Below are 26,867 nucleotides of genomic sequence, written 5' to 3'. Positions count from 1 at the left end.
CTTGTAGTCTTACAAACAAATTTCTTTATGAACGGTACACAGTGGATCATTTTTATTTTGATTGTACAAGTCATTCATTTTTTAGGTACTTGGAAACTCTATGTAAAAGCTGGTAGAAAAGCATGGGAAGCAGCAATCCCGATTTACAATGGTATTGTTTTAATGAAAATTATAAACAGACCATGGTGGTGGGTTTTACTTTTATTTATTCCTATTATCAATTTATTGATGTTCCCTGTCGTTTGGGTAGAAACCATTAGAAGTTTTGGAAAATCCAAATTACAGGACACATGGTTGGTTATTCTTACCCTTGGATTTTACATCTATTTTGTAAACTATGCAGAAGATGTAAAATATATTGAAGACAGAGATTTAAAACCCAGAACTGGACTTGGAGAATGGGTAAGTTCCATCGTTTTTGCGATTGTAGCAGCAACATTTGTTCACACTTATTTTATACAACCCTATGTAATTCCCACGGGTTCATTGGAACGTACCCTTAGGATTGGAGATTTTCTGTTTGTAAGCAAGTTTCATTATGGAGCACGGGTACCTATGACAACATTGGCACTTCCAATGGTTCATGATACTATTCCAGGCCTAAAGAAAAGGTCATATGTGGCAGATGTTGATCCTGCTACCCATAAAACGTCATGGAAGAATAAATTGCAGTTGCCATATATGCGCCTTCCGGGGTTTAATACTATCAAAAAAAATGATATAGTTGTTTTTAGCCTTCCTTCGGATACCCTTTATCAATTTTTTAAGGCAGAAAAAGCTGTAAAAAAACCAATAGACAAAAAATCTAATTATGTTAAGAGATGTGTGGGAACTCCAGGGGACTCGTTGGCGGTCATAGATGGATTTGTTCATATCAATGGAAAGAAATTACAACTTTCGGATAGGGCAAAAGTAATGTATGATTATACCATTTATTCCCAAAAAGGAGTATCCAGTAGATTACTTGCTGAGGTTGATGCTTCAGATTATCTCAGGAAATATATTACAGCAGCTCTAAACCAAGATCAATACAATGCGCTATCTCCTTTTGTGCTTGGTGCAAACCAAACACCTGATGGTAAAATTGAACTAATAACACGGGAAAAAGGAATACCTGCCGAAGTAATAAGACAATTGAGATTATCCTTAACAGAAGAAAAACCAAGGTCAAGAATTGCTAATTTAACGGATGACATGGTGATTGCATTGCAAAAGAATCAAGAGATAGATTCTGTTATAAAAACGAATGAAGGTAAAGGAGTATATGCAGGTGCTTATCCTCAAAAACCCAACTTTTATCCATGGAACAATGATAACTTTGGACCCATTTATCTTCCTGAGGAAGGAGCCACTGTAGAAATCAATTACAAAACCATTCCTTTATACAAAAAGATTATTCGTGATTATGAATATAATGATGTGATAGTTACGGGACAAAAAGTTTTGATCAATGGAGAAGAAGTAAACTCTTATACCTTTAAGCAAGATTATTATTGGATGATGGGAGATAACCGTGACCACTCTGAAGATAGTAGAACTTGGGGATATGTCCCTGCCAACCATATAGTGGGCAAACCAGTTTTTCTTTGGTTAAGCTTTGATAACTTTAAAGAAGGACTTATAAAATGGCGTCCACGTTGGGATCGTATTTTCACCACTGTTGGCGGTAGCGGAGAACCTGTATCCTATTTAAAATATTTTTTAATGGTACTTGCAGGATGGTTTGCATTTGACTTTTTTAGAAAACGAAGAAAAAAGAATTCTTGAGTTTATTAGTTCATCCAACATATTTTCCAAGTATTGCTACGTATTCTGTAATTGTACAAAACGACATTGTTTGGGAAGCATGTGATAATTTCCAGAAACAGACCTATAGGAACCGTTGCTATATCTGCACAGATCAGGGAAAGCATATGCTTAACATCCCCATAAAACATATCAAAGGGAAAGAAAACCATCAAAAATATAGTGAGATTGAAATGGATAATAGTTTCAATTGGCAAAAACAACATTGGAGGACCTTGGAAACTGCCTATAGAACGTCACCTTTCTTTGAATTTTATGAAGATGATTTAAAACCTTTATTCGAAGAGGCTAAAGGTTCTCTTTTTGATTTCAATCTAAAAACCATAGAGACTATCAGTGACTGTTTAGGTGTTAAGAATCCTAGAGAAAAGACCACTTCTTATGAGGTTGTGCCTTCTAAAAATACTGATATGAGATTCTTGGCAGAGTCTAAAAAAGAATTAAATATTAATCTAAATGAATATTCTCAAGTTTTTGAGGAAAGGCATGGTTTTATAGCCAATCTAAGTGTTTTGGATTTGTTATTCAATGAAGGAACCAACGCACTTACCTATTTAAAAAATCAATCTTTAGATTTTTTAAATGCTTAGGTTCATCATTCATTATGGAATTCATTTTATCGTTCCTATTCTTATAGGTTTTTTATTTTTCAAAGACAATAAAATTAAGGTGATACTTGTTCTTTTAGCAGGAATTGTAATCGACCTGGATCATTTTCTTGCAGACCCAATATTTGATTTAAATCGTTGCAGCATTAATTTTCACCCCTTACATAGTTATTGGGCCATTTTACTGTATTGTATTCTTCCTTTTTTCAAACAAACTCGAATAATAGGCTTGGCCCTTATTATCCATATTATTGCAGATATTACGGATTGCTTCTTAATCTGATTTAAGGCGAAGAGTACCCATAACCGGATAATGATCTGATAATTCCTCCTTGTAGTTCTGATGAGAGATTATTTCAAAAGCTGGATCTGCAAGTATATAATCTATTCGAATAGGAAACCCTAACAGACTATATGTTCTGCCAAATCCTTTTCCTTTTTCCAAAAAAGTATCTTGCAAATCCTTGCTCAATACACGATATACATTAGAGAATTGTGTATTATTCATATCGCCACAAACTATATTTTTATATGGACTTGTTTTTTTATGTTTACTAAAAATTTTAGCTTGCTCTAATTGCTTTTTAAAAGTCTTCACCAGCCTTTTATAATTCTTTTCCGATTCTTCTTCGGAAAATGTTTCTGAAGAGGGAACTATATTAAATGATTGTAAATGAAAGTTATAAACCCTAAGAGTATCTTTTTTAAACAGGATGTCCGCGTAGATTATATTATTGCTTGTCTCAGGTAAATCAAGCGAGCCATTACCAATAATAGGGTACTTGGAAAAAATGGCTTGTATACTCCTAGGAACGGAATAAGGGGTCTCACTTCTATAAGGATATTTAGATAATTGCTTGTATCGTATCCTACTATGCTCTTGAATACAGACGATATCTGGGTCTTCCTTTCTAATGAATTCAATTATTCTATCCCCAATATTTGGTTCTTTTATCCATTCATTCTTGTTAAACCCCCAAGTATTATAGGTCATGATTTTCAAATCGGATGCTGATGATTCTTCATTATGGTTACTAATTCCATAAAATGATCCAAAAATCAAATACCCAATGAATAGTGTTATTAGAGATAGTAAGAATTTTCTTTTTTTTCTAAAAAGCCAGTACCCCAGAAACAATCCATTTATAATAAAAAGAAAAGGAACAATCAGACTAAGAACTGATAATAAAGAGAAAATATGAGTTGTCAAAAAGGAAAGAATACATGTAATAAGCAATAAAACAGCCATTAGTATATTCATCGCAAATATTAACTTACTAAGAACAAGAGAAGTTTTTTTCACGTACTAATTCTCTTTACCTGCTTTAAACAAAAAATCTTTTTCGGCCTTGGATAAGCTCTCATAGCCAGATTTACTTATTTTATCCAGAATGGCATCTATTTTACGTTGATGAGCTTGTTTATCATAATCTGTAGAACCCTTGCTTTTAGAAGTGTTCTTTTTATATACTGTTTTAAGAGGGCCTTTTTTTTCCTTTGGTTTGAATAGCTGAACAATAACATCCCTAAACTTGGTAAAGCCAGAACCGATATCATTTCCGTTTAATAACTGTCTGGCATAAATGTAACCAAGTAATGCTCCTCCCAAATGCGCCAATCTACCACCTACATTTCCTCCATATTGAATCTGTATTAAATCGACCAAAACGAAAAAAGCTCCCACATACCAGAGCTTAACATTAAAGAAGATAACCCGTACTTCTTGATTTGGCAAATAAGCACAAACAAAAATCAACACTGCTGTGACTCCTGCCGAAGCACCAATTAATGCCGTATTGGTATTTAATAAAGTTGGAAAAACATTATAGCTGAGCAAAAATATTATTCCTCCTACAATAACACCCAAAAAGTATACATTAATGAAGCGCTGGTTATCAAATAGATTCAAGAAAATTCTCCCAGCAAAATATAGCATAATCATATTCCAGAAGATATGCCCGAAACCAGCATGGAAAAATGAGTATGTAACAATAGACCAGGGCTGCCCAAAAAACTCCATCAAATCTTTAGGTAACTGGAACCAGTCAGATATTGAATTTCCAAATAAAGCTAAAGACAGTCCATCTAAAATAAATACCAGAACATTTAGCGCAATCAGTTTTTCAGCAATACTGAAGCGAGCAAAATTATATTGTAGTCCACCATTTGCCATAGGCTAATTCCAACGGTTTTGGTTAAACTGATTCTTTTTCCAGTACCACATCATAATGAAACCAATCAATGCTCCACCAATATGTGCAAAATGAGCAATTCCTGTATTGATATTGCCAATTCCAAAAAACAAATCTCCAGCTAACAATAGGGGCACAAAATACTTTGCCTTGATTGGTACGGGCAAAAATATCAGCATAAGTTTCGCCTCAGAGTACATAAAGGCAAACGCCACCAAAATTCCATAAATGGCACCAGATGCTCCTACAGCTGGGGTGTTATACGCACTTAGAAAGTTATCAATGGTACTTTTGGAAGCCACGTTATACCAATCTGGGCTGTATTGTCCTTTTGATATTATATCCAAAACTTGCGTTTCTGTCATCCCGGCATTGACCAAAGCAGTCATTCCTTCATTAAAAAGATAATAGTTAACCCCTGTATGCAATAAGGCAGAACCAAGTCCGGCTGAAAAATAAAAGAACAAAAACTTATTCCTGCCCCAAGCCTGCTCCAGTGGAGTTCCAAATGCCCATAGTGCATACATATTAAACACAATATGCATAAGTCCTCCATGCATAAACATATGGGAAATTACCTGCCACCATTGAAAGTTGGTGTTCTGCGGAAACCATAGGGATAACAGCTGATACATTTGATCCCCATATAATTGTGTGGCTATAAATAGTATCACGTTGATAATCAACAAGTGTTTTACAGCCTCTGTCAATCTACCCATTTAGCTAAACTTTTTTTCAATATCTCCTTCTGAGATAATAGTGTATGTCATTTTTTGGAACGGACTTAATGTAGGTTCCTTACAACCGAACAAGTCATTCACCAAACCTAGTTGAGAATCCTTATCCAATATTTCTCCTGTTTTAACAGCCAGATTTTCAGATAATGCCTTTGCCAACAATTCTGCTTGAGAAATTGAACCTCCTTCAAACCCTTCCTTGCAGTCAGCTATTAAACGATCCAATACCGTGCCAATTCCACTTTCTGAAAGAACCAAGGGCACACCTGTCACTTTAACAGTCTCTTCTTCCAAACTTTCAAAAGCAAAACCAACGTTTATCAAGCTCTCTTTAATCTCTTTTAAAATGGTCAATTCCTGTTTAGTGAAGCTAAGTTCCAATGGAAACAAGAGTTGTTGGCTTACACCCTCCTTTACGGTAATCTCCGCAAGAAACTTTTCAAAAAGCACCCGTTCATGAGCGCGATTTTGATTAATAACCAACATGCCAGATTTAATGGTACTCACTATGTATTTTCGCTTTAGCTGAAAAGTGGTGCTAACATGCTCTTGCGATTCAGTATCAGAATAAAATGTTCCTTGTACTTCTGCATCCGACTCAATTTCTATGCTACTGAAATTATCAGTATTTACAGTAGCGTTTAACCCTTCATATAAGTTCTCCCAACCTTTCGTACTTGTTTTTTGATAGCCAGATTTGTGGCTTGGATTTTCAGTTGTTTCTTGAAAAGGATTAAAAGAAGCATCTATGGTAACCTTAGGCAACACGGCGCCTTTTTCTTTGAAAGCATAAGGAGTGTCCAAGTTAGGGTCATGCTCAAAATCCAAAACTGGAGCTACATTAAACTGCCCCAAGCTATGCTTTATCGTTGAACGAATAATCGCATACATAGTATTTTCATCATCAAACTTTACCTCCGTTTTTGTTGGGTGTATATTGATATCAATAGATGCTGGATCTACTTCCAAATACAAAAAATATCCAGGGTACAGGTCAGACTTTATAAGCCCTTCAAAAGCTGCTACCACGGAATGATGCAGATACGGACTTTTTATAAATCGACTATTCGCAAAGAAAAACTGTTCTCCCCTACTCTTTTTGGCAAATTCTGGTTTACAAACAAATCCAGAGATTTTAACCACTTCGGTCTCTTCATTAACTGGAACCAAACGGTCTCCCATTCTATTTCCAAACACATTACTTATTCGCTGTCTGTGATTGGTCCTTGGAAGATTGAACAGTTCTGAACCATTATTGTAATAATGAAATTCGATATTTGGATGGACCAGAGCAACTCGCTGAAATTCATCTGTAATATGACGTAATTCAACTTGGTTGGACTTTAAAAAATTACGCCTAGCAGGAATATTAAAAAAAAGATTTTTAACGGCTATTGATGTTCCTTTTGGAGTGGCTATAACTTCTTGAGACATTATCTTGCTGCCTTCAATCTTTAGATGTGTACCAACTTCTGCACTATCTGTTCGTGTATGCATATCCACATGGGCAATTGCGGCTATTGAAGCCAAAGCCTCCCCGCGGAAGCCTTTTGTTTGCAGATTAAACAAATCTTGTGCTGTTGATATTTTGGAAGTAGCATGTCTTTCAAAAGAAAGCCTAGCATCAGTTTCACTCATACCAGAACCATCGTCCACCACTTGTATGAGAACTTTACCCCCGTCTTTTACAATCAATTTGATTAAGGTAGCACCAGAATCTATGGCGTTCTCCAATAGTTCCTTAACTACTGAAGCTGGTCGCTGAACCACTTCCCCTGCTGCAATTTGATTGGCAACATGGTCTGGCAAGAGTTTAATGATATCTGCCATTAGGGATTCAAGAATATGGATAAATCAAAGTCTATGATGAAGAGGAACAGCAATACTAAAACCGCCACAATAACTAAAAATCGAATTTTCAAATTTTTATCCCCTTCATTTTTTAAGTCATCAAATGCTGAGGAAAATTTATTTTTTAGGCCTCTTTGCGTATTCGCCGTACTTCTATATTTATCTAGTTTATGTTCTATTTTATAAGGATTGCCTTCACCTTTATAATAACGTGGTGAATAATCATAGGTTCTATTCTTTCTAAGTTTTAGAAAATTTCGCATTACATCCTTTTCCGTGTAATCTCAAAGGTACTCAAAATAGAAAAATAGGATTGTGAAGTACTGCCAAAAAATGTTAACAGTCCTCAATAGAACTATAGTATTACCCAATTTGGCATGTAAATGAAGAATTACCTTCCTAAGGTAGCCATCTTTATGGCTGCAATAGCTGCTTCAGCACCTTTATTACCATGTTTGCCACCACTGCGGTCTATGGCTTGCTGTAAGGTGTTATCTGTAAGCACACAAAAGATAACAGGTATGTCGTAAGTAACATTTAGGTCCTTAATACCTTGGGCCGCTGCACTACAAACAAAATCAAAGTGGCTGGTTTCTCCGCGAATAACACTACCTATTGCTATTACTGCATCCACTTTTTGAGTGTTGAGCATCTTTTTACTCCCAAAAGTAAGCTCGTAAGTTCCTGGAACACTCCATCTAAGAATATTTTCAGCTTTGGCCCCACAATCAACTAACGCTTCCAAAGCACCATTATACAGTCCTTCTGTAATGTTATCGTTCCACTCAGAAACAACAATCCCAAACCGAAGTTCTTTCGCGTTTGGGATTGTTGTCTTATTGTAAGCTGATAAGTTTTTGTTTTCAGTAGCCATAAGCCTAATTTTTGGCTAGCCCAATAAGTACATCTATTCCATTTGCCTCTTGAGAGGAAGAAAATTCATTTTTGATTCGCTCAAAGAAACTCGATGCCTTTTCTTTTTGATTTAAGTCCATAGCAATGATACCGGCTTTGTATAAAAACCTTGGCGCAGTATATTCATTATTGCTATGTGCAATCGCTTTTTCGTAATACTCCAAAGCATCTTCGTTCTGACCCAATTGAGAAAATGCATCACCCATTCCTCCCTTGGCCATGGCGCCCAAAACCGCATCACTTGAAGAAAAACCTTCCAAATTAGCTATGGCCTCGTCATATTGCTGCATGTTCAAATAAGTCATTCCCGCTGAATATTTAGCAAGATTGGCCGCTTTGGTTCCTTTATATTCTTCAATAATATCCAAAAAGCCATATTTACCTTCTGCTCCATTTAAAGCCAAAGTAAATAATGAATCCTTCGCAGTTTCATTCGTCAATGCCTGATCAAAATATTGTTGGGGATAAAAAAGTTCATTGGCTGCGGACGCTTCTTTTGGCTTTTGAATAAATTCATTGTATCCCAAATAACCTAAAACTCCTAAAGCAATGGCACCAATAGCGCCCAAAATGTAATTCTGGTTTTTCTGAACCCAAGCCTCGGTTTTGGAAGCACTCTCATCCAAAGTACTGAATACTTCAGCCGTTGTACTGTTCTGCTCATCTAACTGAGCTTCTTCAACCTTATTTTTTGGCTTAAAGCCGCGCTTCTTGTATGTTGCCATTCTTTATTTGATTAATCGCGCAAAAATAAAGTTTTTATCCAAAACCAAAAGGTAATTTATTCGTTATTTTTGGAATCTTTAATTAGTCGTTAAATGACTTAAAACGTAATACTCCTTTAGCTTTTTATGTTTTTAAAGCACTTGTCTTTAGTTAATTATAAAAATTTCTCTTCCAAGAGTCTAGAATTTGACCCTGTTATCAACTGTCTTGTTGGCGATAATGGTGTAGGAAAAACCAATATCATGGATGCCATATATCACCTTTCTTTCGGAAAAAGTTATTTTAATCCGGTTTCTACCCAGAACATAAAACATGAAACCGATTTTTTTGTCGTTGAGGGTGAATTTGAAAAGGATGAGAGAACAGAAAAAATTATTTGCAGCTTTAAACGCGGCTTAAAAAAGGTCATTAAAAGAAATGGAAAGGCCTACGAAAAATTTTCGGAACATATTGGTTTTTTACCGCTGGTAATTATTTCTCCTTCAGATAGAGATCTTATTACTGAAGGAAGTGACACCCGTAGAAAATTTATGGACGGTGTTATTTCGCAATCAGATAAAGAATACCTAAAAACCTTGATCAAGTACAATAAGGTTTTGGTGCAGCGCAACTCATTGCTCAAATATTTTGTTGCCAATCATACGTTTGATCCCAATACCCTAGCTATTTACAATGAGCAATTGCATACCCTTGGCACAGAGATTCATCAAAAAAGAGTAGCGTTTGTAACATCATTTATTCCAATCTTTAAGGAACAATATGCACACATCTCAGAAAAGGAAGAAGAAATCATGCTTTCATACGAAAGCCAACTCCTGGACAAAGGTTTATTGGAACTTTTGGAGGCCACAGTTGACAAGGATAGAGCTATTCAATATACTAGCGTTGGTATTCATAAAGACGACCTTAATTTTACCATTGCTGGACATCCCATTAAAAAATTTGGAAGCCAAGGACAGCAAAAATCTTTCTTGATTGCTTTAAAATTGGCTCAATTCCATTTTATTAAAGAACAGGCCAAAACAACTCCTATTTTGCTGCTGGATGATATTTTTGACAAACTGGATGAAAACCGCGTCTCACAGATTGTTTCATTGGTGGACAATGATAATTTTGGACAGATATTTATTAGCGATACGCATGCGGAACGCACCGAAAATGTAGTTAAAAACATAAGACAGAGTTATAAAATCTTTACCTTGTAATATGGGCAGAATCTTGTTTTTCTTTACGATTTTATTTTTCTGGGGGTGCAAGGACACTTCCATTTCTAAAGAAGATCTACATTATTTAAATGGGTATTGGGAGATTACCGAAGTTACATTCCAAGATGGTGCGGAAAAGAACTATTCCATAAACCCGAGTATTGATTTTATACAATTGGAAGGTACCAAAGGCTACCGAAAAAAGGTGCAACCCAAATTTGATGGTACTTATCATACTTCCAATGATGCTGAGATTTTTGAGGTGATAGCAATAGACCAAGGTTTTACATTGCATTACAAAAACCCCTTGAGTGAACGAGAGGAAAAGCTGATTAAAATAGATTCAACTTCTTTTTCTGTGCGGAATGAAGATGGAATATTATATTCTTACAAAAGATTTGAACCCATTTCAATACCAAAATAATGCCAAAAAGACATAACTCCCATATTCCGTTAAGTGATGCGCTTGGAGAGTTTCTTAAAGAAAATAAACTCCAAAAAGGCATGGATAAGGTAAATGCCAAAGATGCTTGGGTAAAATTGATGGGGAATGGGGTCAACAATTATACTACTGCAGTTGAACTTAGAAACGAAACCCTATTTGTGTCGCTCTCTTCCTCCGTACTTAGAGAAGAGTTGAGTCTTGGAAAAACCAAAATTATAGCTATGCTAAATGAGGAATTGGGCAAAGAATTGGTAAAAAAAATAGTGCTTCGTTAACAGCAATGTACATTATTCGTGAATCAAGTGAAAATAATCATTGAAACAACCCGATTAACAATCTGTGAAGCAAGTATCGAGGATTTCCCGTTTTTTAAAAAACTATTAAATAGTCCAAATTGGATAGAATTTATAGGGGATAGGGGTGTAAAAACGGATAAGCAGGCAGTCCATTATATTAAATCCAGTTTAATTAACTCTTATGAGGAGAATGGCTACGGACTTTATAAAATGTGCTTAAAAGAATCTTCAGTACCTATTGGCATATGTGGTTTTGTAAAACGCGATTATTTGGACAACCCGGATATAGGATTTGCAATTCTGCCGGAATATGAGGGAAAGAGCTATACTACTGAAGCGTGCAAAGCAACATTGGCATATGGAAAATCAGAATTGAAGCTGCACCCCATTTTAGGAATTACCACTAAAAAAAATAGTAAATCGCGCTATCTTCTCAACAAAATTGGACTTCAGGAAAAAGGAAAAATAAAACCACCAGGAGATAAAGAGGAACTCCTGTTGTTTTCAACTTAAAAAACCACCCGAAAGGAGTGGTTTTTATGTTTTCAAAAAGTTTTTGCTAGCAAAAAACTAAAATACTTCTCTACCTGAAAAATGGAAAGCACCTTCTATTGCAGCATTTTCATCACTGTCAGAACCATGAACTGCGTTTTCACCAATACTTGTGGCGAATAATTTACGAATAGTTCCTTCTGCAGCTTCAGCTGGGTTAGTTGTTCCGATTAATGCACGAAAATCATCAACCGCATTGTCTTTTTCTAAAATAGCGGGTACAATAGGTCCTCTTGTCATAAATTCGACCAATTCCCCAAAGAAAGGTCTTTCTTTATGTACAGCGTAGAATTCTTCAGCATCTCTTTTACTTAACTGTGTATATTTCATTGCTACGATTCTAAATCCTGCAGCAGTTATCTTTTCCAAAATTGCACCAATATGTCCGTTTTCAACAGCATCTGGCTTTATCATGGTAAATGTTCTATTTCCAGTCATTTCTTTAAATTTTGCGCAAACTTACGTTTTTTCGAGCAACGAACAAGGTTTAATATACCTGTTTTAACTCTTGAAAAACCATTCCATTTTCACCCATTATTTTTAGGTGCGCTTCTTTATTATTCATGTTCAGCTCAATAATTCCAAAACTAGGAACGGAAGTAACCTCACCTACCCTAAATCGATTAGGCTCACCAGCGTAACTGGAATAGGAATGCGTAAGTCCACTACTAGTAAAATCAATTAACGGATATTCCATATTTTCAAGAGTTGTTTTTGAAAACTCGGATATGTGACGGTCTCCAGATAAAATCATTGCTCCCTTTGCCTTGGATTCCATAATTAATTTATTAAGCTTTTCAACTTCTTTGGGGAAATTACCCCAAGTTTCAAATCCATGCTCAGCAGATAAGAATTGAATACTGGATACGATTAGATTAAAATCAGCTTCAGAAGTGCTTAACTCATTCTCTAACCACTTCCATTGCTCCGTACCTAAAACAGTAGCATCACTTTCATAATTAACCTTGTAACGTCTATTTAGATTCTCATCTTTTAAAAGTTGACTTCGAAAATACCTAGTATCCAAAACCAATATCTTAATACTTCCTTTGGGGGTTTTATAGGTATGTGAAGCATAAACTCCTTCTCTATTTCTTCTTTTATCATCTTTGGGAATCTCCATAAAATCCAAAAACAATTGTTGGCTCTCTCTTTTCATGAAAAACTCTTCTCCTCCATCATTCAATCCATAATCATTGTCATCCCAAGTGCCAATTACCGGAACCTTAGATTTCAACAATTGATACCCCTTATTTTTGCCTTGCTTATTGTAGATAGCCTTTAATTCATCCATATTATCTGTATTTGCATAAACAATATCACCTCCCCAAATCCAAACATTTGGATTCTGCAATGTTATATCATCCCAAAAAGGGTTTGTAACATCTTGTTTGTTACAAGAGCCAAAAGCGACTATGAAATTGGTGTTTGCATCTTCTTGGGCAAGCCCAGTGGAAGGAGGAGAATATGATTTGTTCTTGCACCCTAAGGCAAAAATGACAATATTCAAAAAAAGAAAAAAGCGTTGCATAACTTTAAATTCGGTACAACAAAAATAGATGATCAAGGTTTACCTCTATATTATATTATTGTATCTTTGACCGCATGAATTTAGAGGATATCACGACGGTCAAGTCTATTCTTTCCCAGCCCCAAAAAATCGCAATCATACCCCACAAGAACCCTGACGGTGATGCTATAGGCTCATGTCTTGGACTCCTAAACTTCCTCAAAGACAAAGGATTACAAGCTACGGTCATATCACCAAATGATTATCCAAAATTTCTAAAATGGATGCCCGGGAGTGATACTATTTTAAATTTTGAAAAGGAAAACTCGCAATGCAAAAAAGCGCTTGAAGAAGCGACCGTAATTTTTACATTAGATTTTAATGATTTATCCAGAACTGGGCAGCTGGAAACTGTTTTAAAAGAAAAAAAGGCAGATTTCATTATGATAGATCACCATCAACAACCAAGTAATTATGCCAAGGTGACCTACTCAGATGTAAGCATGAGTTCTACCTGCGAGATGGTTTATAATTTCATAGAATACTTGGGAGGTATTGACAGTATAACCAAAGCTATTGCCACTAATCTGTATACTGGGATTATGACAGATACAGGTTCGTTTAAATATAGATCAACCTCTAGCAGAACGCATCGTGTGGTTGCAGATTTAATAGATCGTGGGGCGGAAAACATGGAAATTCATCAAAATATTTACGATACCAACTCCCCATCCCGTCTTCATTTGCTTGGGGTAGCATTAAGTAACATGGTAATTCTTCCGGAGTATAACGCAGCCTATATTACGTTGACACAAGAGGAATTGGACAAACATGATTTTAAGAAAGGGGATACCGAAGGTTTTGTAAATTATGGTTTAACGTTGGAAGGAATTATTTTTGCAGTAATTTTTATTGAAAATAAAGAAGAAGGTATTATAAAAATTTCGTTTCGTTCAATAGGTGATTTTTCCGTAAATGAGTTTGCAAGAAACCATTTTAATGGCGGCGGACACGATAATGCGGCAGGAGGAAGAAGTGAAATCAGTATGGAGGAAACCATTAATCAATTCAATACCATCTTAAAAACGTACAAAAGCCAATTAAATCCATGAGAGATTTTTTTCTAATTTTTACGGCAATTCTTTTGGCAAACTGCGGAGGTCCAGAACCAAGAAAACCAGTAGAAGTAAAATCTGGTAGCTTTTTTAAAGAATCCGTGGAACGCAATAAGCAGTTATTGGAGCTTGAAGAAAAAATCATAACCGACATTATTGAAAAGGACACCGTTCATGATTATATAGCCAGTCCAAGCGGGTTTCAGTATTTTTTTGATGTTAAAAATGATACGGCTACGTATTCACCAAAAACCAATGACCAGATATTGTTTTCTTATAATCTTGTGACTCTGGGCAATGACACCATTTATTCCATGGAAGACATTGGCCCTATTTCATACGTAGTGGACAAAGAACAACTGTTTCCTGGCTTACAAAATGCGGTTAAACTGCTAAAAATTAGTGAGCGTGCAACATTTCTGTTTCCTTCTTTGTTAGCATTTGGCTATCACGGTGATGGAAATAGTATTGGCCCTAAAACTCCTTTAAAATCTACAATAGAATTACATACAATAATTATTAATCAAGATAGTTTAAATCAAAAACCATAATAAAAATGAAACAATCTATTGTTTTAATCACTTTACTTTCCATTGTTTTCTTTGGATGCAAATCCAGCAAATATGCCGACTTAGGTGACGGGATTTTTGCAGACATACAAACCAGTCAGGGTGACATAATTGTAAAATTAGAGCATGGGAAAACCCCTGTTACCGTCGCTAACTTTGTATCACTAGCAGAAGGCAATAATCCGTTTGTAGCCGACAGTCTTACAGGAAAAAAATATTATGAAGGTATTATATTTCATAGAATCATAAAGGATTTCATGATACAAGGTGGAGATCCTACAGGCACTGGAAGTGGAAACCCTGGGTATAAGTTCAAAGATGAGTTCCATGATTCTCTTAGTCATTCCAAAAAAGGAATTTTGTCCATGGCCAACTCGGGGCCTAAGACCAATGGAAGTCAATTCTTTATCACACACAAAGAAACACCTTGGTTAGACGGAAGACACTCGGTATTTGGTGAAGTAGTAGTGGGAATGGATGTAGTGGACACCATTGCTGGTGTTGAAGTTATCCCTCCTTCAAACAAACCCAAAGTTGATGTGGTAATGAACAAAGTGGAAATTGTAAGAAATGGTATGGAGGCCAAAAAATTTGATGCTATCCAAATAATGACCGACTATTTTGCCGAAGAAGAAGAAGCGGTGGCCGCTTTCAAAAAAATGAAAGAGGATTTTGTTTCAGAACTCGCCAAACAAAAAGAAGAAGCATTGGAAACTCCATCTGGATTAAAAATTTACACTATTACCCAAGGAGATGGAGAACAACCTAAAATAGGGCAAAAAGTATTGGTAAGCTATGCAGGTTGGTTACCCAATGGAGATTTATTTGATAGCAACTACGAAGAAGTAGCAATAAGACACAACAAGTTTGACGCTAAAAGAAAACAAGGTAATGGCTATTCGCCCGTATTGATGGATTTTAGTCCAGAAGCACGTCTAATTCCAGGTTTTAAAGAAGGCCTTCAAACCATGAAGGTTGGAGATAAAATTCGCTTGTTTATTCCACCTCATCTAGGATATGGAGCACAAGGCGGAGGCCCAATCCCCCCAAACTCAGACCTAGTTTTTGATTTGGAAATTACGGGAATTGGAGAATAAATCATAGTAAGAATTCATCAAAAAAAGCTGCACAATATGCAGCTTTTTTTATTTTTTACCCAAAGGTTTGTTAAGACCTAGTACCTTATTGGGAATCTAATAATTAAGAACTAGATTAGAAGTTTAAAATACCCCTTATATTTTTTGATTTTTGATGGGACAGAAAATTAAAACAATTATCGCCATAGCCCTACCCCTGCAAATAATTCTTGTAAAATGGGTTGGAAGCTATCCTGAGTTTATTGAAAAATATTATAGCAATGCATTGTATCCGGGTATCTCGTGGTTTTTAAGAACACTTTTTGGATGGGTGCCTTTTTCAATTGGCGATCTTTTTTATCTAGCACTTTTCATCTTAGCGGGAAGATACATATACATCTATCGAAAATCCATAAAAAAGAAACCGCTACTTTTTTTAAAAGATATAGTAGTGGTTTTATCCATAACCTATTTTGCATTCCATTTACTATGGGGAATGAATTACTACCGACAGCCTATTACATGGAAACTCGGGATTGAAAAAGAATACAGCAACGACGAACTAGTAACTTTCACACAGTATTTGGCAGAAAGGTCCAACCATTACCAAGCCAAAATTACAAGAGACAGTATTGATCCCGTAAAAATTCCATATTCCAAGAAAGAAATATTTAAAAAAACCAAAGACGGTTATGCGTTATTAAAGGAAAGTTACCCAAGTTTTGAGTATAAAAAACCTAGTCTTAAATCATCTCTTTTTAGCCTTCCACTAACCTATATGGGATATGGAGGTTACCTAAATCCGTTTTCCAATGAGGCACAAGTGAATGGAATAACCCCTCTCTACAGATTACCAACAGTAAGCGGGCATGAAGTAGGGCATCAGTTAGGGTATTCCGCAGAAGACGCTACTAATTTCATAGGTTTCTTAGTTACTGTCAGAAATGAAGATGTATACTTTAAATACACGGCTTACTCCCATGCCTTGGCCTATTGTCTGTCAGATTTGTCAAGAAAAGATGATATCAAATTTCAAGAAATTGTTGAACAACTAAATCCCGGGGTCAAAAAGAATTTTAAAGAGGTCTCCGAATTTTGGAAGCAATATGAAAACCCTTTGGAACCTGTTTTCAAGTCCATTTTCAACACCTTTTTAAAAGCGAACAATCAACAAGAGGGTATTAAAAGTTATAATTCCGTAGTGGGGCTTTTAATCAACTATCATGATAAATATACATTCTAAATTGCAGCTTGTACAATACCCCTACTTCCGCTACCTTTAAAGCGACTAATCCAATAAATATTATATGAAGATGAGACTCCTAACACTCTCCCTACTTTTGGGAAGTGTCTCTTTGTTTGCCCAAGATTATTTTCCAAAAAATGATGGTGTCAAAACAAAAAACAACAATTACATGGCATTCACAAATGCCAAGATTTATGTTACTCCTACCCAAGTTATTGAAAACGGAACATTGCTTATCCAAAATGGAAAAGTAGTTCAGGTAGGAAACACGGTGAGTATTCCAAAAAATGCCGTGGTTGAAGATTTAGAAGGGAAATACATTTACCCTTCATTTATTGATGTATTCTCCGGTTTTGGTGTAAAAAAACCTGAGAAAGCGAAAAGCCGAGGTAGATCAGCACAATACAACGCTTCTCGTGAGGGGTTTTACTGGAACGATCATATTATGCCCGAAAACAATGCTATTTCAAGTTTTAGCTATGATGATAAAAAAGCCAAAGAGCTTAGAAAAGCAGGCTTTGGGGTGGTCAACTCCCATATTCAGGATGGTATAGCGAGAGGTTCTGGGGTTCTGGTTGCATTGAACGATCAGGGAAGCGAATCTAAACGAATATTGGAAGATAAGTCGGCCCAATATTTTTCTTTCAAAAAAAGTATTGCAAAAAATCAATCCTATCCCACATCTTTAATGGGAGCTACTTCCTTAATGCGTCAGTTGTACTATGATATGGATTGGTATGACAAAGGTAAAGTGGATACCAAAGACCGTTCATTGGAAGCTTTGATAGCGAATAAAGGGATGATACAAATTTTTGCTGCCGGAAATAATGGAAATGTTTTGAGAGCTGATAAAATTGGTGATCAATTTGGAATTCAATATGCCATACTGGCCGGTGGGGATGAATACGAACACATACAGGAAATAAAAGCTACCAATGCCAAATTAATCGTTCCGCTCAACTTCCCTAAGGCATATGATGTTTCAAATCCGTACGAAGCACATTATGTTACCTTAAAAGATATGAGGCATTGGAATTTGGCTCCTTCAAACCCTAAAGTATTAGAAGAAAATTCAATCCAATTTTCATTCACGCTGTTTGATCTAAAATCTCCATCAGAATTTAAATCCAAACTCATGAAGGCCATTAATCATGGGCTTTCTAAAACAAAAGCGTTGGAAGCTTTAACAACAGTGCCCGCGAACATTTTAGGAAAATCCAACCAGATAGGTTCATTGCAAGTAGGCAGACACGCAAACTTGTTGATTGCTTCCGGGGATATTTTCGAAAAAGGAGCGACACTTTATGAGAATTGGGTACAAGGCACAAAAAATGTCATCAATCCGAAAGATCAAGAAGATATTCGAGGGGATTACAACCTTACCGTCGACGGAGCTACTTACGCCCTTTCCATAACAGGAGAACCAAACAAACCTAAAGCGATTGTAAAAAGGGATACCGTAAAACTTGATTCCAAAATTGACTATAAAACAGATTGGTTGAACTTGTCCTTTTCCAACAATGATGGAAAATCATATAGGCTGATAGCCCTTATCACTGAAAGTACTGAAAACATTAAAGGTAGGATAACTTTACCCAATGGAAGTGAATCTTCAGTAAATGTTCGAAGAACTGCATCTTTTGAGGAAAAGGCAAAAAAGAATACCAAAACCAATACCCCAAAGCTAATGACTCTCTCCTATCCAAATGTGGGGTATGGATACAAGGCAAAACCAAAACAAGAGAATTATCTTTTTAAAAATGCAACGGTTTGGACTGGTGAAACCGTTATGGAAACCACAGATGTTTTGGTCAAAAATGGTAAGATCTCCAAAATTGGCAAAGAGCTTAATGCCGGAAATGTAAAAGTAGTAGATGCAACTGGAAAACATTTGACCGCAGGTATTATTGATGAACATTCACACATTGGAGCTCTTGCAATCAATGAAGCAGGTCATAACTCAACTGCCGAGGTAAAAATGACGGATGTAGTAGACTCCAAGGATATGGATATCTATAGAAATTTGGCTGGTGGGGTGACAACAATTCAGCTGCTTCATGGTTCGGCAAATCCCATTGGAGGTCGTTCAGCTATTTTAAGGTTAAAATGGGGCGAAAGTGCTGATGGACTTATATTTCAAAACTCACCTAAATTCATAAAATTCGCTTTAGGTGAAAATGTAAAACAGTCCAACTGGCAGAGCTTTTCACGTTTTCCACAAACCAGAATGGGCGTGGAACAAGTTTTTGTAGATTACTTTCAACGAGCCAAGGAATATGATGCCAAAAAGAAAAGTGGGCAACCCTACCGGTATGATGAGGAAATGGAAACCTTAGCCGAAATTTTAAATGGGGAACGTTTTATCAGCTGTCATTCCTATGTTCAAAGTGAAATCAATATGCTAATGAAAGTTGCCGAAAAATTCAATTTCCGTGTAAACACCTTCACACACATTTTAGAAGGCTATAAAGTAGCAGATAAAATGGCTGAACACGGTGTAGGAGGTTCAACTTTTAGTGATTGGTGGGCCTATAAATATGAAGTAAACGACGCTATTCCACACAATGCTGCAATCATGGCCAGCCAGGGAGTAACTGTGGCCATAAATAGTGATGATGCAGAAATGTCCAGAAGATTGAACCAAGAAGCTGGTAAAACAGTTAAATATGGAGGCATGTCAGAAATTGAAGCCTGGAAAACGGTAACCTTGAATCCAGCTAAGTTATTGCACATTGATAGCCGTGTTGGAAGTATTGAAGTGGGCAAAGACGCAGATTTAGTATTGTGGAACGATCATCCGCTTTCAGTATATGCCAAAGCAGAAAAAACAATGATTGAAGGCACTGTTTATTTCGACCTGGAAAAAGATAGGCTATTGCGAGAATCTGTAAAACGAGAACGTAGTCAACTCATTAATATGATGTTGAACGAAAAAGAGAACGGAGCAGAAATGCAAGGTCCAAAAGAGAACAAAAAACCAAAGTTTCACTGCGATAGCTTATAAAAGATAAAACAATGAAAAAAATTATATCAACATTTATACTATTTGGGCTCATAGGTATTTTTACAGGAACTGCACAACAGACCCCCGCTTCTATTCAAAAACAAGCAATTACGATAACAGGAGCTAATGCCCATATTGGTAACGGCACGATAATAGAGAATTGCACAGTAGTATTTGAGAACGGAAAAATAACTGCCATTGGTGGTTCTGAGGTAGAAAACAAGGGTCAAATTATAAATGCAAGTGGAAAGCATATCTACCCTGGTTTTATAGCTCCAGGAAAATCTTTGGGCTTAGTTGAAGTAAACGCAGTAAGAGCAAGTAACGATCAGGACGAAATTGGGGACATTATTCCTCATATTAGGAGTATTATAGCCTACAATGCAGAATCCAAAGTGGTGGAAAGCATGCGCCCTAATGGTGTATTGCTGGGACAAATTACCCCTAAAGGAGGAAGAATTTCAGGTACATCTTCTATTGTGCAATTTGATGCTTGGAACTGGGAAGATGCTGCTGTAAAAATGGATGACGGAGTTCATTTAAACTGGCCTGCTATTTTCAGAAGAGGTAGATGGTGGATGGGAGAACCTAGCGGTTTCATCCCTAACAAAAACTACCAAAAGCAAGCAAACGAAGTAAAAACCTTTATGCAAAATGCGAACGCCTATGGAAAAGACAGCGCTAAGGAAAGGAATGCTGCATTTGCGGCTATGCAAGGTGTATTCAATGGCTCAAAACATCTGTATATCTATGCTGATGGCGAAAAGGAAATGATGGACGCTATTACCACAGTAAAGAAAACCGGAGCAAAAAACATTGTCCTTGTTGGCGGGTACCATGCACATAAAATCACTGATTTTTTAAAGGAACATAATATTCCTGTTTTGGTAAACTTTACCCATACCCTCCCAAAGTATGACGATGATGATTATGATTTCACTTTCAAATTACCAAAACTATTAATGGAAGCTGGTTTGTTGGTAGGTTTGCAAAATGCATCTGCCTCCAACTTTCAAACTAGAAACCTTCCTTTTTATGCTGGTCAAGTAGTTGCACAAGGATTAGAAAAGGAAAAAGCAGTACAATTGTTAACGGGAAATACAGCCAAAATTTTAGGCATTGATTCCGATTATGGTACTCTGGAGGTTGGAAAAAGTGCTACGTTGTTCATTTCTGAGGGAGATGCGCTGGATATGAGAACCAACCAACTTTCAAGAGCGTTTATAGATGGCAGGGATATTTCCTTGGAAACTCACCAAACCAAACTTTGGAAACGCTATATGGGGAAATACGAAGGAAAGTAAGTATAAAATAAGAGTGGCGTTCCATGGAACGCCGCTCTTATTATTTTTTTAGTTCTTTTTTACCGTCACAAATTCTGCCTTTTCAGGCTTTGCATAAAACTCATGGGGTTTAGATGTTTTACTCAAAGTAACGTTCTCGAACTGAACAGTACTTCTTGCATCCAAAATCGTAGTGCCCTCAAAATTGTACCAAGTAATTGATTTTGGTAAAGCTAAACCTTCCACCTTTTGCCAATCATCATATCTTATCCATTTAACCGTTTCTGATACTTCACCTGTTCTATAGGTAACTGTATATCCCAACCATGCCATTTGGTGCGTATTTGAATCAAAATAAATGAAGTATTCATCTTTAGATGAAGTACCAACTCCAGATTCATATGAGATTCTAATACCTGGATAAGTTTGATCTTCATATACCAAATCTTCCGTTTCTGAATACACTATACCATCATCAGCCAGAACAAAAGGCATCGCATAAAAATAAAACATCAGATTATGGTAGAATCCAGCATCACCTTTATAGTTTTCTTCCGTATCAAGCAGCCAAACCTCTTTACCATCAGACCCTAACGAGAACTGTTCAGAATCTACTCGATCCTTTCTGGACCATAAATCTATGGTATGCGTTTCTGTAAAATCTTTTTTGGGCATATCGTATACCAATGTACGTTGCTCTTTCCAAGTTGCTAAACCACCATGAGCATCAAAAACTTTTCCCATAGCCTTTGGGAAATTTGGTTTGGATTCAACTGTTTCCTCTTGAACAGTTTCTGTGGTTTCTTCTTTTTTAGTAGCAGGTTTGCATGCTCCAATAGCAAGTGCAAGAAATAGGATTGTTGCTTTCTTCATAGTTATATCGTTTGCCGCTTTGTCGGAAATACCTCCTTAAGATTACAAGATTACGTATTTTTGAAGTGTGAAGGAAGCCAAATTAATCAGCAGTATCCAAAACCCTTTGGTCAAAAAGATATTGCTCCTTAAAGAAAAGTCTAGGGAACGAAAGAAAACTGGACTTTTTATAGTGGAAGGGCAGCGTGAAATTGAACTTGCCCAAAAAGGAGGTTTTATCTTAGAGACCGTCCTATTTTGTCCAGAGATTTTAACGGATTTTGCGTTAAACACTGTTATTAAGAACTCCAATATTGAAGTTATACAACTATCCAAACCTGTTTATGAAAAAATAGCGCATAGGGAAACCACAGAAGGTATCTTGGCCATTGCAAAAAGCAAAGGACATGGTCTGGAAAAAATTACATTTAAAAATGAACATCCTTTAATTTTAGTAGCGGAAGCTCCTGAAAAACCTGGTAATATTGGGGCACTGCTAAGAACAGCAGACGCTGCCGCAATTGATGCGGTTTTTATTGCCAATCCAAAATCTGACATCTATAACCCAAACATTATTCGCTCTAGTATAGGCTGTGTGTTCACCAATCAAATTGGAATGGGCTCTACGGAAGAAATTATCCATTTTCTAAAAGAAAAAGATGTTAAAATATACTGTGCGGCCCTTACGGCGTCCAAAAACTATGTGGATTGTGATTTTAAAACCGGCGTGGCAATAGTCGTTGGTACTGAAGCGTCTGGATTAACCAATACATGGCTTCAAAGCTCCGACCAAAACCTGATTATCCCGATGCAGGGTGAAATTGATTCTATGAACGTTTCTGTATCGGCGGCAATACTTATATTTGAAGCGAAGCGGCAACGCGGATTTTAGCCTATGGAAAAAACTACTCTCTTCTACACCATCATTTTCATTTTAGTAGTCCAATACCTAGTTCACCAAGTATTGGAACACCTTAATGCAAAGCGATTCACATCTAATGTTCCATCCGAACTAAGTGATGTTTTTGATGATGCAGAATATCAAAAATCTCAAAAATATAAATTAACAAATCATAGATTTGGGCTCTTTTCTGATGGGTTTTCATTGGTCTTAACCCTTTGCTTCTTATTCTTTGGGGGGTTTGAATGGATTGATTCCATTACTCGTTCAATTACGGATAAGACGATTCCAATGGCATTGATTTTCTTTGGGTTTATGCTTTTGGGAAGTAGTATTTTGGGAACGCCTTTTTCTTATTACCAAACTTTTGTAATTGAAGAGAAATACGGTTTTAACAAAACAACCAAGAAGTTGTTTTTCTTGGACAAAATAAAAGGTTGGTTACTTTCCATTGTTTTTGGTGGAGGAATACTATCCCTATTTATCCTTTTTTATCAGTGGACGGGAGCAAACTTCTGGATCTACACTTGGATTCTGGTCGGCACTATTGTTCTGTTCATCAATTTATTTTATAGCCGATTAATTGTACCTCTTTTTAATAAACAAACGCCTTTAACCGATGGTAGTTTAAAGAGTGCGATTGAAAATTATGCTAAAGAAGTAGGGTTCGAGCTCAAAAATATTTTTGTAATCGATGGTTCCAAAAGGTCAACCAAAGCAAACGCCTATTTTTCGGGATTTGGTAGGGAAAAACGCATCACATTGTTTGATACCTTAATCAATGATTTAAGCGAAGAGGAAATTGTGGCAGTTCTGGCTCATGAGGTAGGTCATTACAAACGGAAACATATTATTTTCAACCTATTGGTTTCTTTAGGATTGACCGGGTTTACGCTTTTCATACTTTCCTTATTCATAAACAGTCCAGAAATATCACTGGCAATTGGGGTATCGACGCCAAGTTTTCATGCTGGGCTTGTTGGTTTTGTCTTGCTTTACAGTCCAATTTCTGAGGTTACAGGGCTTGCTATGAACTATTTGTCCAGAAGATTTGAGTTCCAAGCGGATGATTATGCCAAGAAGACCTTTGCTGCAACACCTTTGGTAGCATCATTAAAGAAGCTGTCAAAGAACAATTTAAGCAACTTAACGCCGCATCCGGCATATGTATTTGTGCATTATTCCCACCCTCCTCTAGTAGAGCGCATTAGAAACCTAAAGGCATGATTTTTGTTGGTTACCATTAAAGATTGTGGTAATTTTAATATACTATGACGGAGGCCGCTATTGAAAAAGAGAACAAAGAGATTGCTAAGCAATATAAAGAATTGCTTCGTATCAGTTATCAAACCTTGTCCGATAAGGACAAGAAGTTGATACGCTCTGCTTTTGATGTAGCTGTAGATGCCCACAAGGACCAACGCCGAAAATCTGGAGAGGCCTATATCTTCCACCCTATTGCAGTAGCAAAAATTGTCGCCTCAAAAATTGGCCTCGATGCAGTTTCCATTGCTTCAGCACTCTTACATGATGTTGTTGAGGACACTCCTTACACTTTAGATGATATTGAGCGTATGTTTGGAGAAAGCGTTGCTCGTATTGTTGATGGATTAACCAAAATATCCCATCTAAAAAAGGATAAAGATATTAGTCAGCAGGCAGAGAACTTTAGAAAAATGCTGTTGACACTGCATGATGATGTTAGAGTAATCATTATCAAAATTGCAGACAGATACCACAACATGCTCACAATGGATTACATGCCTGAGCATAAACAGGTGAAAATAGCTTCGGAAACCCTGTATATCTACGCTCCGTTGGCTCATCGAATTGGGCTTTACAATATTAAAACCCATTTAGAAGACCTTAGCTTAAAATATACAGAACCTGAGGTCTACAAAGACATTCAAGTCAAAATTGATGATACTGAAGAAGATCAATTGGCTTACATTGATGATTTTTCTAATGTTATAAGTAATTCCTTGGATAAAGAAGGTCTAAACTATAAGATTAAAGGACGGATGAAATCCATTTTCTCCATCCGAAGAAAAATGAAGGCCCAAAATGTTTCTTTTGATGAAGTCTACGACAAGTTCGCCATTAGGATTACGTACAAGTCCGATAAAAAGAATGAAAAGTTCTTGGCATGGAAGATTTATTCCATTGTAACCGATCATTTTACACCAAACCCAATTCGTTTACGAGATTGGATTACCTCACCAAAATCTACAGGTTATGAAGCACTGCATATCACTGTAATGGGGCCAAAAGGGAAATGGGTTGAAGTACAGATACGCAGTGAACGAATGCATGAAATTGCAGAAAAAGGCTATGCAGCACACTTTAAATATAAACACGGGGAACAAAAAGAACAAGGTATAGAAGATTGGTTGAACAGGTTGCAAGAAGCACTGGAAACTTCTAACAGCAATGCTGTTGATTTTGTAGAGGAGTTTAAACTAAATCTATATTCCAAGGAAATCTTTGTCTTTACTCCCAAAGGTGAATTAAAATCAATGCCTAAAGGAGCTACTCCATTGGATTTTGCATTTCACATTCATACCGAGGTTGGGATGAAAACACGCGGAGCGCGGGTAAATGGAAAATTGGTTCCTTTGGGATCAGAACTCCATAGTGGTGATCAAGTTGAGATCATAACCTCTGAAAGTGCCAAACCAAGCCAAAGTTGGTTGGACTATGCCCAAACGGCAAGGGCTAGGTCAAAAATTAAATCTTCATTAAGTGAGGAAAAAAAGAGCATTGCCGCTGATGGAAAAGAAACCCTGAGAAGAAAGCTAAAATCTCAAAAAATAAATCTTAGCGAAGACACCGTTAACAAGTTGGTGATCTTCTTTAAGCTCAAAACCAGTTTAGACTTATTTTATAGAGTTGGAATCGGTGTTATTGATAATGAAAAGATAAAGGAGTTTGCTTCTTCATACCACAATGCCTTCCTAAATTTCTTTAAAAACAGAATTAGGAGAAATCCTGCTCCAAAAGATATTGATAGAGAAGAAATCACCACCAAATATGATATGCTTGTATTTGGAAAGGAAGAAGAGAAATTGACTTATAAGCTTTCTCAATGCTGTAATCCAATTCCAGGAGATGATGTTTTTGGTTTTGTAAGCGTAAATGATGGAATAAAAGTTCATAAGAAGAACTGCCCCAATGCCATTTCTTTACAATCCAACTATGCCTACAGAATAATGTCTGCCAAATGGATTGATTCCTCTCAAGAAGAATTTATGGTAGATGTCCAAATTACTGGAATAGATAATTTAGGGCTTGTAAACGACATTACCAATATCATATCGGATAACATGCACGTTAACATGCGTAACCTTAATTTTAGTGCAGATGGAGGGACTTTTACAGGTAAAATAACCCTAGTGGTAAAAAATAACAGTATTCTTAAAAAACTGATCAATAATTTGAAGCAGGTAGAGGGGATAGACAAAGTAACCAGAATTTAATTTTTAGCTGTACCTTTGTCCTTTAGCATTGGTGAGAAAGCTATGGGGAACAATAAAAATCAGGAAATTGTAAAAAACGTGTTCACTTCATTCTTAGAAGAAAAAGGGCATCGCAAAACACCTGAACGCTACGCTATTTTACAAGAAATTTATGACAGTGAAGATCACTTTGATGTAGAATCTCTTTACATTAAAATGAAGACCAAAAATTACAGGGTCAGTCGTGCCACTTTATATAATACCATTGAACTTTTACTAGATTCCAAACTGGTCAGAAAACATCAATTTGGAAAAAATCAGGCACAGTATGAAAAATCATATTTTGATCGTCAGCACGACCATGTCATCCTTACGGATACAGGAGAAGTGGTTGAGTTTTGCGACCCGCGCATTCAATCCATAAAAAAAACCATTGAGGAGGTTTTTGATATTAAAATCAATAACCACTCTTTATATTTCTACGGAACCAGAAACAAAGAAGAAAACTTAACAGAATAACCAA

Annotated in this window: 27 protein-coding genes; 17 read left to right on the top strand and 10 right to left on the bottom strand. The window is 36.4% G+C overall.

Features of this window, described 5'->3' with window-relative positions; all coding sequences use genetic code 11:
- The first annotated feature begins 27 nt into the window (after positions 1-27).
- Genes lepB through LV704_RS15105 form a run of 3 tightly spaced genes read left to right on the top strand, consistent with a single transcriptional unit; the run spans position 28 to position 2,697 of the window.
- Positions 28-1,767 carry a signal peptidase I gene (gene lepB / locus LV704_RS15115; RefSeq protein ID WP_163423109.1) on the top strand — a complete coding sequence of 580 codons (1,740 nt, stop codon included), beginning with the start codon at positions 28-30 and terminating at the stop codon, positions 1,765-1,767.
- Positions 1,764-2,396, top strand: a complete 633-nt coding sequence (locus LV704_RS15110; protein ID WP_163423108.1) for a WbqC family protein — start codon at positions 1,764-1,766, stop codon at positions 2,394-2,396. Before lepB ends, LV704_RS15110 begins: the two co-directional genes overlap by 4 nt.
- A complete protein-coding gene (locus LV704_RS15105) occupies positions 2,389-2,697 on the top strand; it encodes a DUF6122 family protein (protein ID WP_233782058.1) in 309 nt (102 codons plus the stop codon). The genes LV704_RS15110 and LV704_RS15105 overlap by 8 nt, the downstream gene beginning before the upstream one ends.
- Here the strand turns inward: LV704_RS15105 and LV704_RS15100 are convergent.
- The 7 genes from LV704_RS15100 to LV704_RS15070 all read right to left on the bottom strand — a co-directional run bounded on the left by LV704_RS15100 (position 2,689) and on the right by LV704_RS15070 (position 8,834).
- On the bottom strand, positions 2,689-3,408 hold the full coding sequence (locus LV704_RS15100) for an endonuclease/exonuclease/phosphatase family protein (protein WP_163423107.1): 720 nt from the start codon (positions 3,406-3,408) through the stop codon (positions 2,689-2,691). The two genes, LV704_RS15105 and LV704_RS15100, sit on opposite strands and share 9 nt — an antisense overlap.
- A gap of 312 nt (positions 3,409-3,720) precedes the next feature.
- Complete coding sequence (locus tag LV704_RS15095; protein WP_163423106.1) at positions 3,721-4,587, bottom strand: rhomboid family intramembrane serine protease; 867 nt, start codon at positions 4,585-4,587, stop codon at positions 3,721-3,723.
- A 3-nt stretch (positions 4,588-4,590) separates the two neighbouring features.
- Positions 4,591-5,325 (bottom strand): rhomboid family intramembrane serine protease, encoded by a 735-nt coding sequence (locus LV704_RS15090; protein ID WP_163423105.1) that lies wholly within the window; start codon positions 5,323-5,325, stop codon positions 4,591-4,593.
- The gene (mutL, locus tag LV704_RS15085) at positions 5,326-7,173 is read right to left on the bottom strand and encodes a DNA mismatch repair endonuclease MutL (protein ID WP_163423104.1); all 1,848 of its coding nucleotides are present in this window, start codon (positions 7,171-7,173) and stop codon (positions 5,326-5,328) included. It abuts the gene before it with no gap.
- Entirely contained in the window at positions 7,173-7,457 is a 285-nt protein-coding gene (locus LV704_RS15080; protein WP_163423103.1) for a riboflavin synthase subunit beta, read from the bottom strand. Before LV704_RS15080 ends, mutL begins: the two co-directional genes overlap by 1 nt.
- A 128-nt stretch (positions 7,458-7,585) precedes the next feature.
- The gene (ribH, locus tag LV704_RS15075) at positions 7,586-8,068 is read right to left on the bottom strand and encodes a 6,7-dimethyl-8-ribityllumazine synthase (RefSeq protein WP_163423102.1); all 483 of its coding nucleotides are present in this window, start codon (positions 8,066-8,068) and stop codon (positions 7,586-7,588) included.
- Positions 8,069-8,072: 4 nt separating this feature from the next.
- A complete protein-coding gene (locus tag LV704_RS15070) occupies positions 8,073-8,834 on the bottom strand; it encodes a tetratricopeptide repeat protein (protein ID WP_163423101.1) in 762 nt (253 codons plus the stop codon).
- 126 nt (positions 8,835-8,960) lie between these two features.
- On the opposite strand from LV704_RS15070, the gene LV704_RS15065 reads away from it, so the two are divergent.
- The 4 genes from LV704_RS15065 to LV704_RS15050 are packed head-to-tail and all read left to right on the top strand — an operon-like array spanning position 8,961 to position 11,294.
- Positions 8,961-10,040 (top strand): DNA replication/repair protein RecF, encoded by a 1,080-nt coding sequence (locus LV704_RS15065; protein ID WP_163423100.1) that lies wholly within the window; start codon positions 8,961-8,963, stop codon positions 10,038-10,040.
- Position 10,041: 1 nt separating this feature from the next.
- Positions 10,042-10,464: a hypothetical protein gene (locus LV704_RS15060; RefSeq protein WP_163423099.1), complete on the top strand. Its 423-nt coding sequence runs from the start codon at positions 10,042-10,044 to the stop codon at positions 10,462-10,464.
- Positions 10,464-10,760, top strand: coding sequence for a DUF721 domain-containing protein (locus tag LV704_RS15055; RefSeq protein WP_163423098.1), 297 nt, complete (start codon positions 10,464-10,466; stop codon positions 10,758-10,760). Before LV704_RS15060 ends, LV704_RS15055 begins: the two co-directional genes overlap by 1 nt.
- Before the next feature lie 27 nt (positions 10,761-10,787).
- Positions 10,788-11,294, top strand: coding sequence for a GNAT family N-acetyltransferase (locus LV704_RS15050; RefSeq protein ID WP_233782057.1), 507 nt, complete (start codon positions 10,788-10,790; stop codon positions 11,292-11,294).
- A 57-nt stretch (positions 11,295-11,351) separates the two neighbouring features.
- Here LV704_RS15050 and LV704_RS15045 read toward each other — a convergent pair whose 3' ends face one another.
- Entirely contained in the window at positions 11,352-11,771 is a 420-nt protein-coding gene (locus LV704_RS15045) for a nucleoside-diphosphate kinase (protein WP_163423097.1), read from the bottom strand.
- A 49-nt stretch (positions 11,772-11,820) separates the two neighbouring features.
- Positions 11,821-12,864, bottom strand: coding sequence for an alkaline phosphatase D family protein (locus LV704_RS15040; RefSeq protein ID WP_163423096.1), 1,044 nt, complete (start codon positions 12,862-12,864; stop codon positions 11,821-11,823).
- A 74-nt stretch (positions 12,865-12,938) separates the two neighbouring features.
- On the opposite strand from LV704_RS15040, the gene LV704_RS15035 reads away from it, so the two are divergent.
- The 6 genes from LV704_RS15035 to LV704_RS15010 all read left to right on the top strand — a co-directional run bounded on the left by LV704_RS15035 (position 12,939) and on the right by LV704_RS15010 (position 21,157).
- Positions 12,939-13,955: a bifunctional oligoribonuclease/PAP phosphatase NrnA gene (locus LV704_RS15035; RefSeq protein WP_163423095.1), complete on the top strand. Its 1,017-nt coding sequence runs from the start codon at positions 12,939-12,941 to the stop codon at positions 13,953-13,955.
- Positions 13,952-14,509, top strand: a complete 558-nt coding sequence (gldI, locus tag LV704_RS15030) for a gliding motility-associated peptidyl-prolyl isomerase GldI (RefSeq protein ID WP_163423094.1) — start codon at positions 13,952-13,954, stop codon at positions 14,507-14,509. Before LV704_RS15035 ends, gldI begins: the two co-directional genes overlap by 4 nt.
- A 5-nt stretch (positions 14,510-14,514) precedes the next feature.
- On the top strand, positions 14,515-15,624 hold the full coding sequence (locus LV704_RS15025; RefSeq protein ID WP_163423093.1) for a peptidylprolyl isomerase: 1,110 nt from the start codon (positions 14,515-14,517) through the stop codon (positions 15,622-15,624).
- A gap of 154 nt (positions 15,625-15,778) precedes the next feature.
- The gene (locus tag LV704_RS15020) at positions 15,779-16,846 is read left to right on the top strand and encodes a DUF3810 domain-containing protein (protein ID WP_163423092.1); all 1,068 of its coding nucleotides are present in this window, start codon (positions 15,779-15,781) and stop codon (positions 16,844-16,846) included.
- A 64-nt stretch (positions 16,847-16,910) separates the two neighbouring features.
- Entirely contained in the window at positions 16,911-19,853 is a 2,943-nt protein-coding gene (locus LV704_RS15015; protein WP_163423091.1) for an amidohydrolase family protein, read from the top strand.
- 11 nt (positions 19,854-19,864) lie between these two features.
- Positions 19,865-21,157, top strand: coding sequence for an amidohydrolase family protein (locus LV704_RS15010; protein ID WP_163423090.1), 1,293 nt, complete (start codon positions 19,865-19,867; stop codon positions 21,155-21,157).
- 48 nt (positions 21,158-21,205) lie between these two features.
- Here the strand turns inward: LV704_RS15010 and LV704_RS15005 are convergent, their stop codons facing one another.
- On the bottom strand, positions 21,206-22,009 hold the full coding sequence (locus tag LV704_RS15005) for a DUF6503 family protein (RefSeq protein WP_163423089.1): 804 nt from the start codon (positions 22,007-22,009) through the stop codon (positions 21,206-21,208).
- A 67-nt stretch (positions 22,010-22,076) separates the two neighbouring features.
- On the opposite strand from LV704_RS15005, the gene LV704_RS15000 reads away from it, so the two are divergent.
- From LV704_RS15000 to LV704_RS14985, 4 genes are read left to right on the top strand one after another with little or no spacing between them, the layout of a single operon-like run.
- Complete coding sequence (locus LV704_RS15000) at positions 22,077-22,880, top strand: RNA methyltransferase (protein WP_163423088.1); 804 nt, start codon at positions 22,077-22,079, stop codon at positions 22,878-22,880.
- A 3-nt stretch (positions 22,881-22,883) separates the two neighbouring features.
- On the top strand, positions 22,884-24,116 hold the full coding sequence (locus LV704_RS14995) for a M48 family metallopeptidase (protein WP_163423087.1): 1,233 nt from the start codon (positions 22,884-22,886) through the stop codon (positions 24,114-24,116).
- Positions 24,117-24,160: 44 nt separating this feature from the next.
- Positions 24,161-26,365 carry a bifunctional (p)ppGpp synthetase/guanosine-3',5'-bis(diphosphate) 3'-pyrophosphohydrolase gene (locus tag LV704_RS14990; RefSeq protein ID WP_163423086.1) on the top strand — a complete coding sequence of 735 codons (2,205 nt, stop codon included), beginning with the start codon at positions 24,161-24,163 and terminating at the stop codon, positions 26,363-26,365.
- Between the two features lie 42 nt (positions 26,366-26,407).
- Positions 26,408-26,863 carry a Fur family transcriptional regulator gene (locus tag LV704_RS14985; protein WP_163423085.1) on the top strand — a complete coding sequence of 152 codons (456 nt, stop codon included), beginning with the start codon at positions 26,408-26,410 and terminating at the stop codon, positions 26,861-26,863.
- Positions 26,864-26,867 lie beyond the last annotated feature (4 nt).

The organism is Flagellimonas sp. CMM7 (assembly GCF_021390195.1).
GTDB lineage: Bacteria > Bacteroidota > Bacteroidia > Flavobacteriales > Flavobacteriaceae > Flagellimonas.
This window is presented reverse-complemented; position numbering and strand designations above follow the sequence as displayed.

Coding starts and splice junctions, on each gene's coding strand:
- lepB (WP_163423109.1), top strand. CDS start 28: ATGAACGGTACACAGTGGATCATTTTTATTTTGATTGTACAAGTCATT.
- LV704_RS15105 (WP_233782058.1), top strand. CDS start 2,389: ATGCTTAGGTTCATCATTCATTATGGAATTCATTTTATCGTTCCTATT.
- LV704_RS15100 (WP_163423107.1), bottom strand. CDS start 3,408: ATGACCTATAATACTTGGGGGTTTAACAAGAATGAATGGATAAAAGAA.
- LV704_RS15095 (WP_163423106.1), bottom strand. CDS start 4,587: ATGGCAAATGGTGGACTACAATATAATTTTGCTCGCTTCAGTATTGCT.
- LV704_RS15090 (WP_163423105.1), bottom strand. CDS start 5,325: ATGGGTAGATTGACAGAGGCTGTAAAACACTTGTTGATTATCAACGTG.
- mutL (WP_163423104.1), bottom strand. CDS start 7,173: ATGGCAGATATCATTAAACTCTTGCCAGACCATGTTGCCAATCAAATT.
- LV704_RS15080 (WP_163423103.1), bottom strand. CDS start 7,457: ATGCGAAATTTTCTAAAACTTAGAAAGAATAGAACCTATGATTATTCA.
- ribH (WP_163423102.1), bottom strand. CDS start 8,068: ATGGCTACTGAAAACAAAAACTTATCAGCTTACAATAAGACAACAATC.
- LV704_RS15070 (WP_163423101.1), bottom strand. CDS start 8,834: ATGGCAACATACAAGAAGCGCGGCTTTAAGCCAAAAAATAAGGTTGAA.
- LV704_RS15065 (WP_163423100.1), top strand. CDS start 8,961: ATGTTTTTAAAGCACTTGTCTTTAGTTAATTATAAAAATTTCTCTTCC.
- LV704_RS15060 (WP_163423099.1), top strand. CDS start 10,042: ATGGGCAGAATCTTGTTTTTCTTTACGATTTTATTTTTCTGGGGGTGC.
- LV704_RS15055 (WP_163423098.1), top strand. CDS start 10,464: ATGCCAAAAAGACATAACTCCCATATTCCGTTAAGTGATGCGCTTGGA.
- LV704_RS15045 (WP_163423097.1), bottom strand. CDS start 11,771: ATGACTGGAAATAGAACATTTACCATGATAAAGCCAGATGCTGTTGAA.
- LV704_RS15040 (WP_163423096.1), bottom strand. CDS start 12,864: ATGCAACGCTTTTTTCTTTTTTTGAATATTGTCATTTTTGCCTTAGGG.
- LV704_RS15035 (WP_163423095.1), top strand. CDS start 12,939: ATGAATTTAGAGGATATCACGACGGTCAAGTCTATTCTTTCCCAGCCC.
- gldI (WP_163423094.1), top strand. CDS start 13,952: ATGAGAGATTTTTTTCTAATTTTTACGGCAATTCTTTTGGCAAACTGC.
- LV704_RS15025 (WP_163423093.1), top strand. CDS start 14,515: ATGAAACAATCTATTGTTTTAATCACTTTACTTTCCATTGTTTTCTTT.
- LV704_RS15020 (WP_163423092.1), top strand. CDS start 15,779: ATGGGACAGAAAATTAAAACAATTATCGCCATAGCCCTACCCCTGCAA.
- LV704_RS15015 (WP_163423091.1), top strand. CDS start 16,911: ATGAAGATGAGACTCCTAACACTCTCCCTACTTTTGGGAAGTGTCTCT.
- LV704_RS15010 (WP_163423090.1), top strand. CDS start 19,865: ATGAAAAAAATTATATCAACATTTATACTATTTGGGCTCATAGGTATT.
- LV704_RS15005 (WP_163423089.1), bottom strand. CDS start 22,009: ATGAAGAAAGCAACAATCCTATTTCTTGCACTTGCTATTGGAGCATGC.
- LV704_RS14995 (WP_163423087.1), top strand. CDS start 22,884: ATGGAAAAAACTACTCTCTTCTACACCATCATTTTCATTTTAGTAGTC.
- LV704_RS14990 (WP_163423086.1), top strand. CDS start 24,161: ATGACGGAGGCCGCTATTGAAAAAGAGAACAAAGAGATTGCTAAGCAA.
- LV704_RS14985 (WP_163423085.1), top strand. CDS start 26,408: ATGGGGAACAATAAAAATCAGGAAATTGTAAAAAACGTGTTCACTTCA.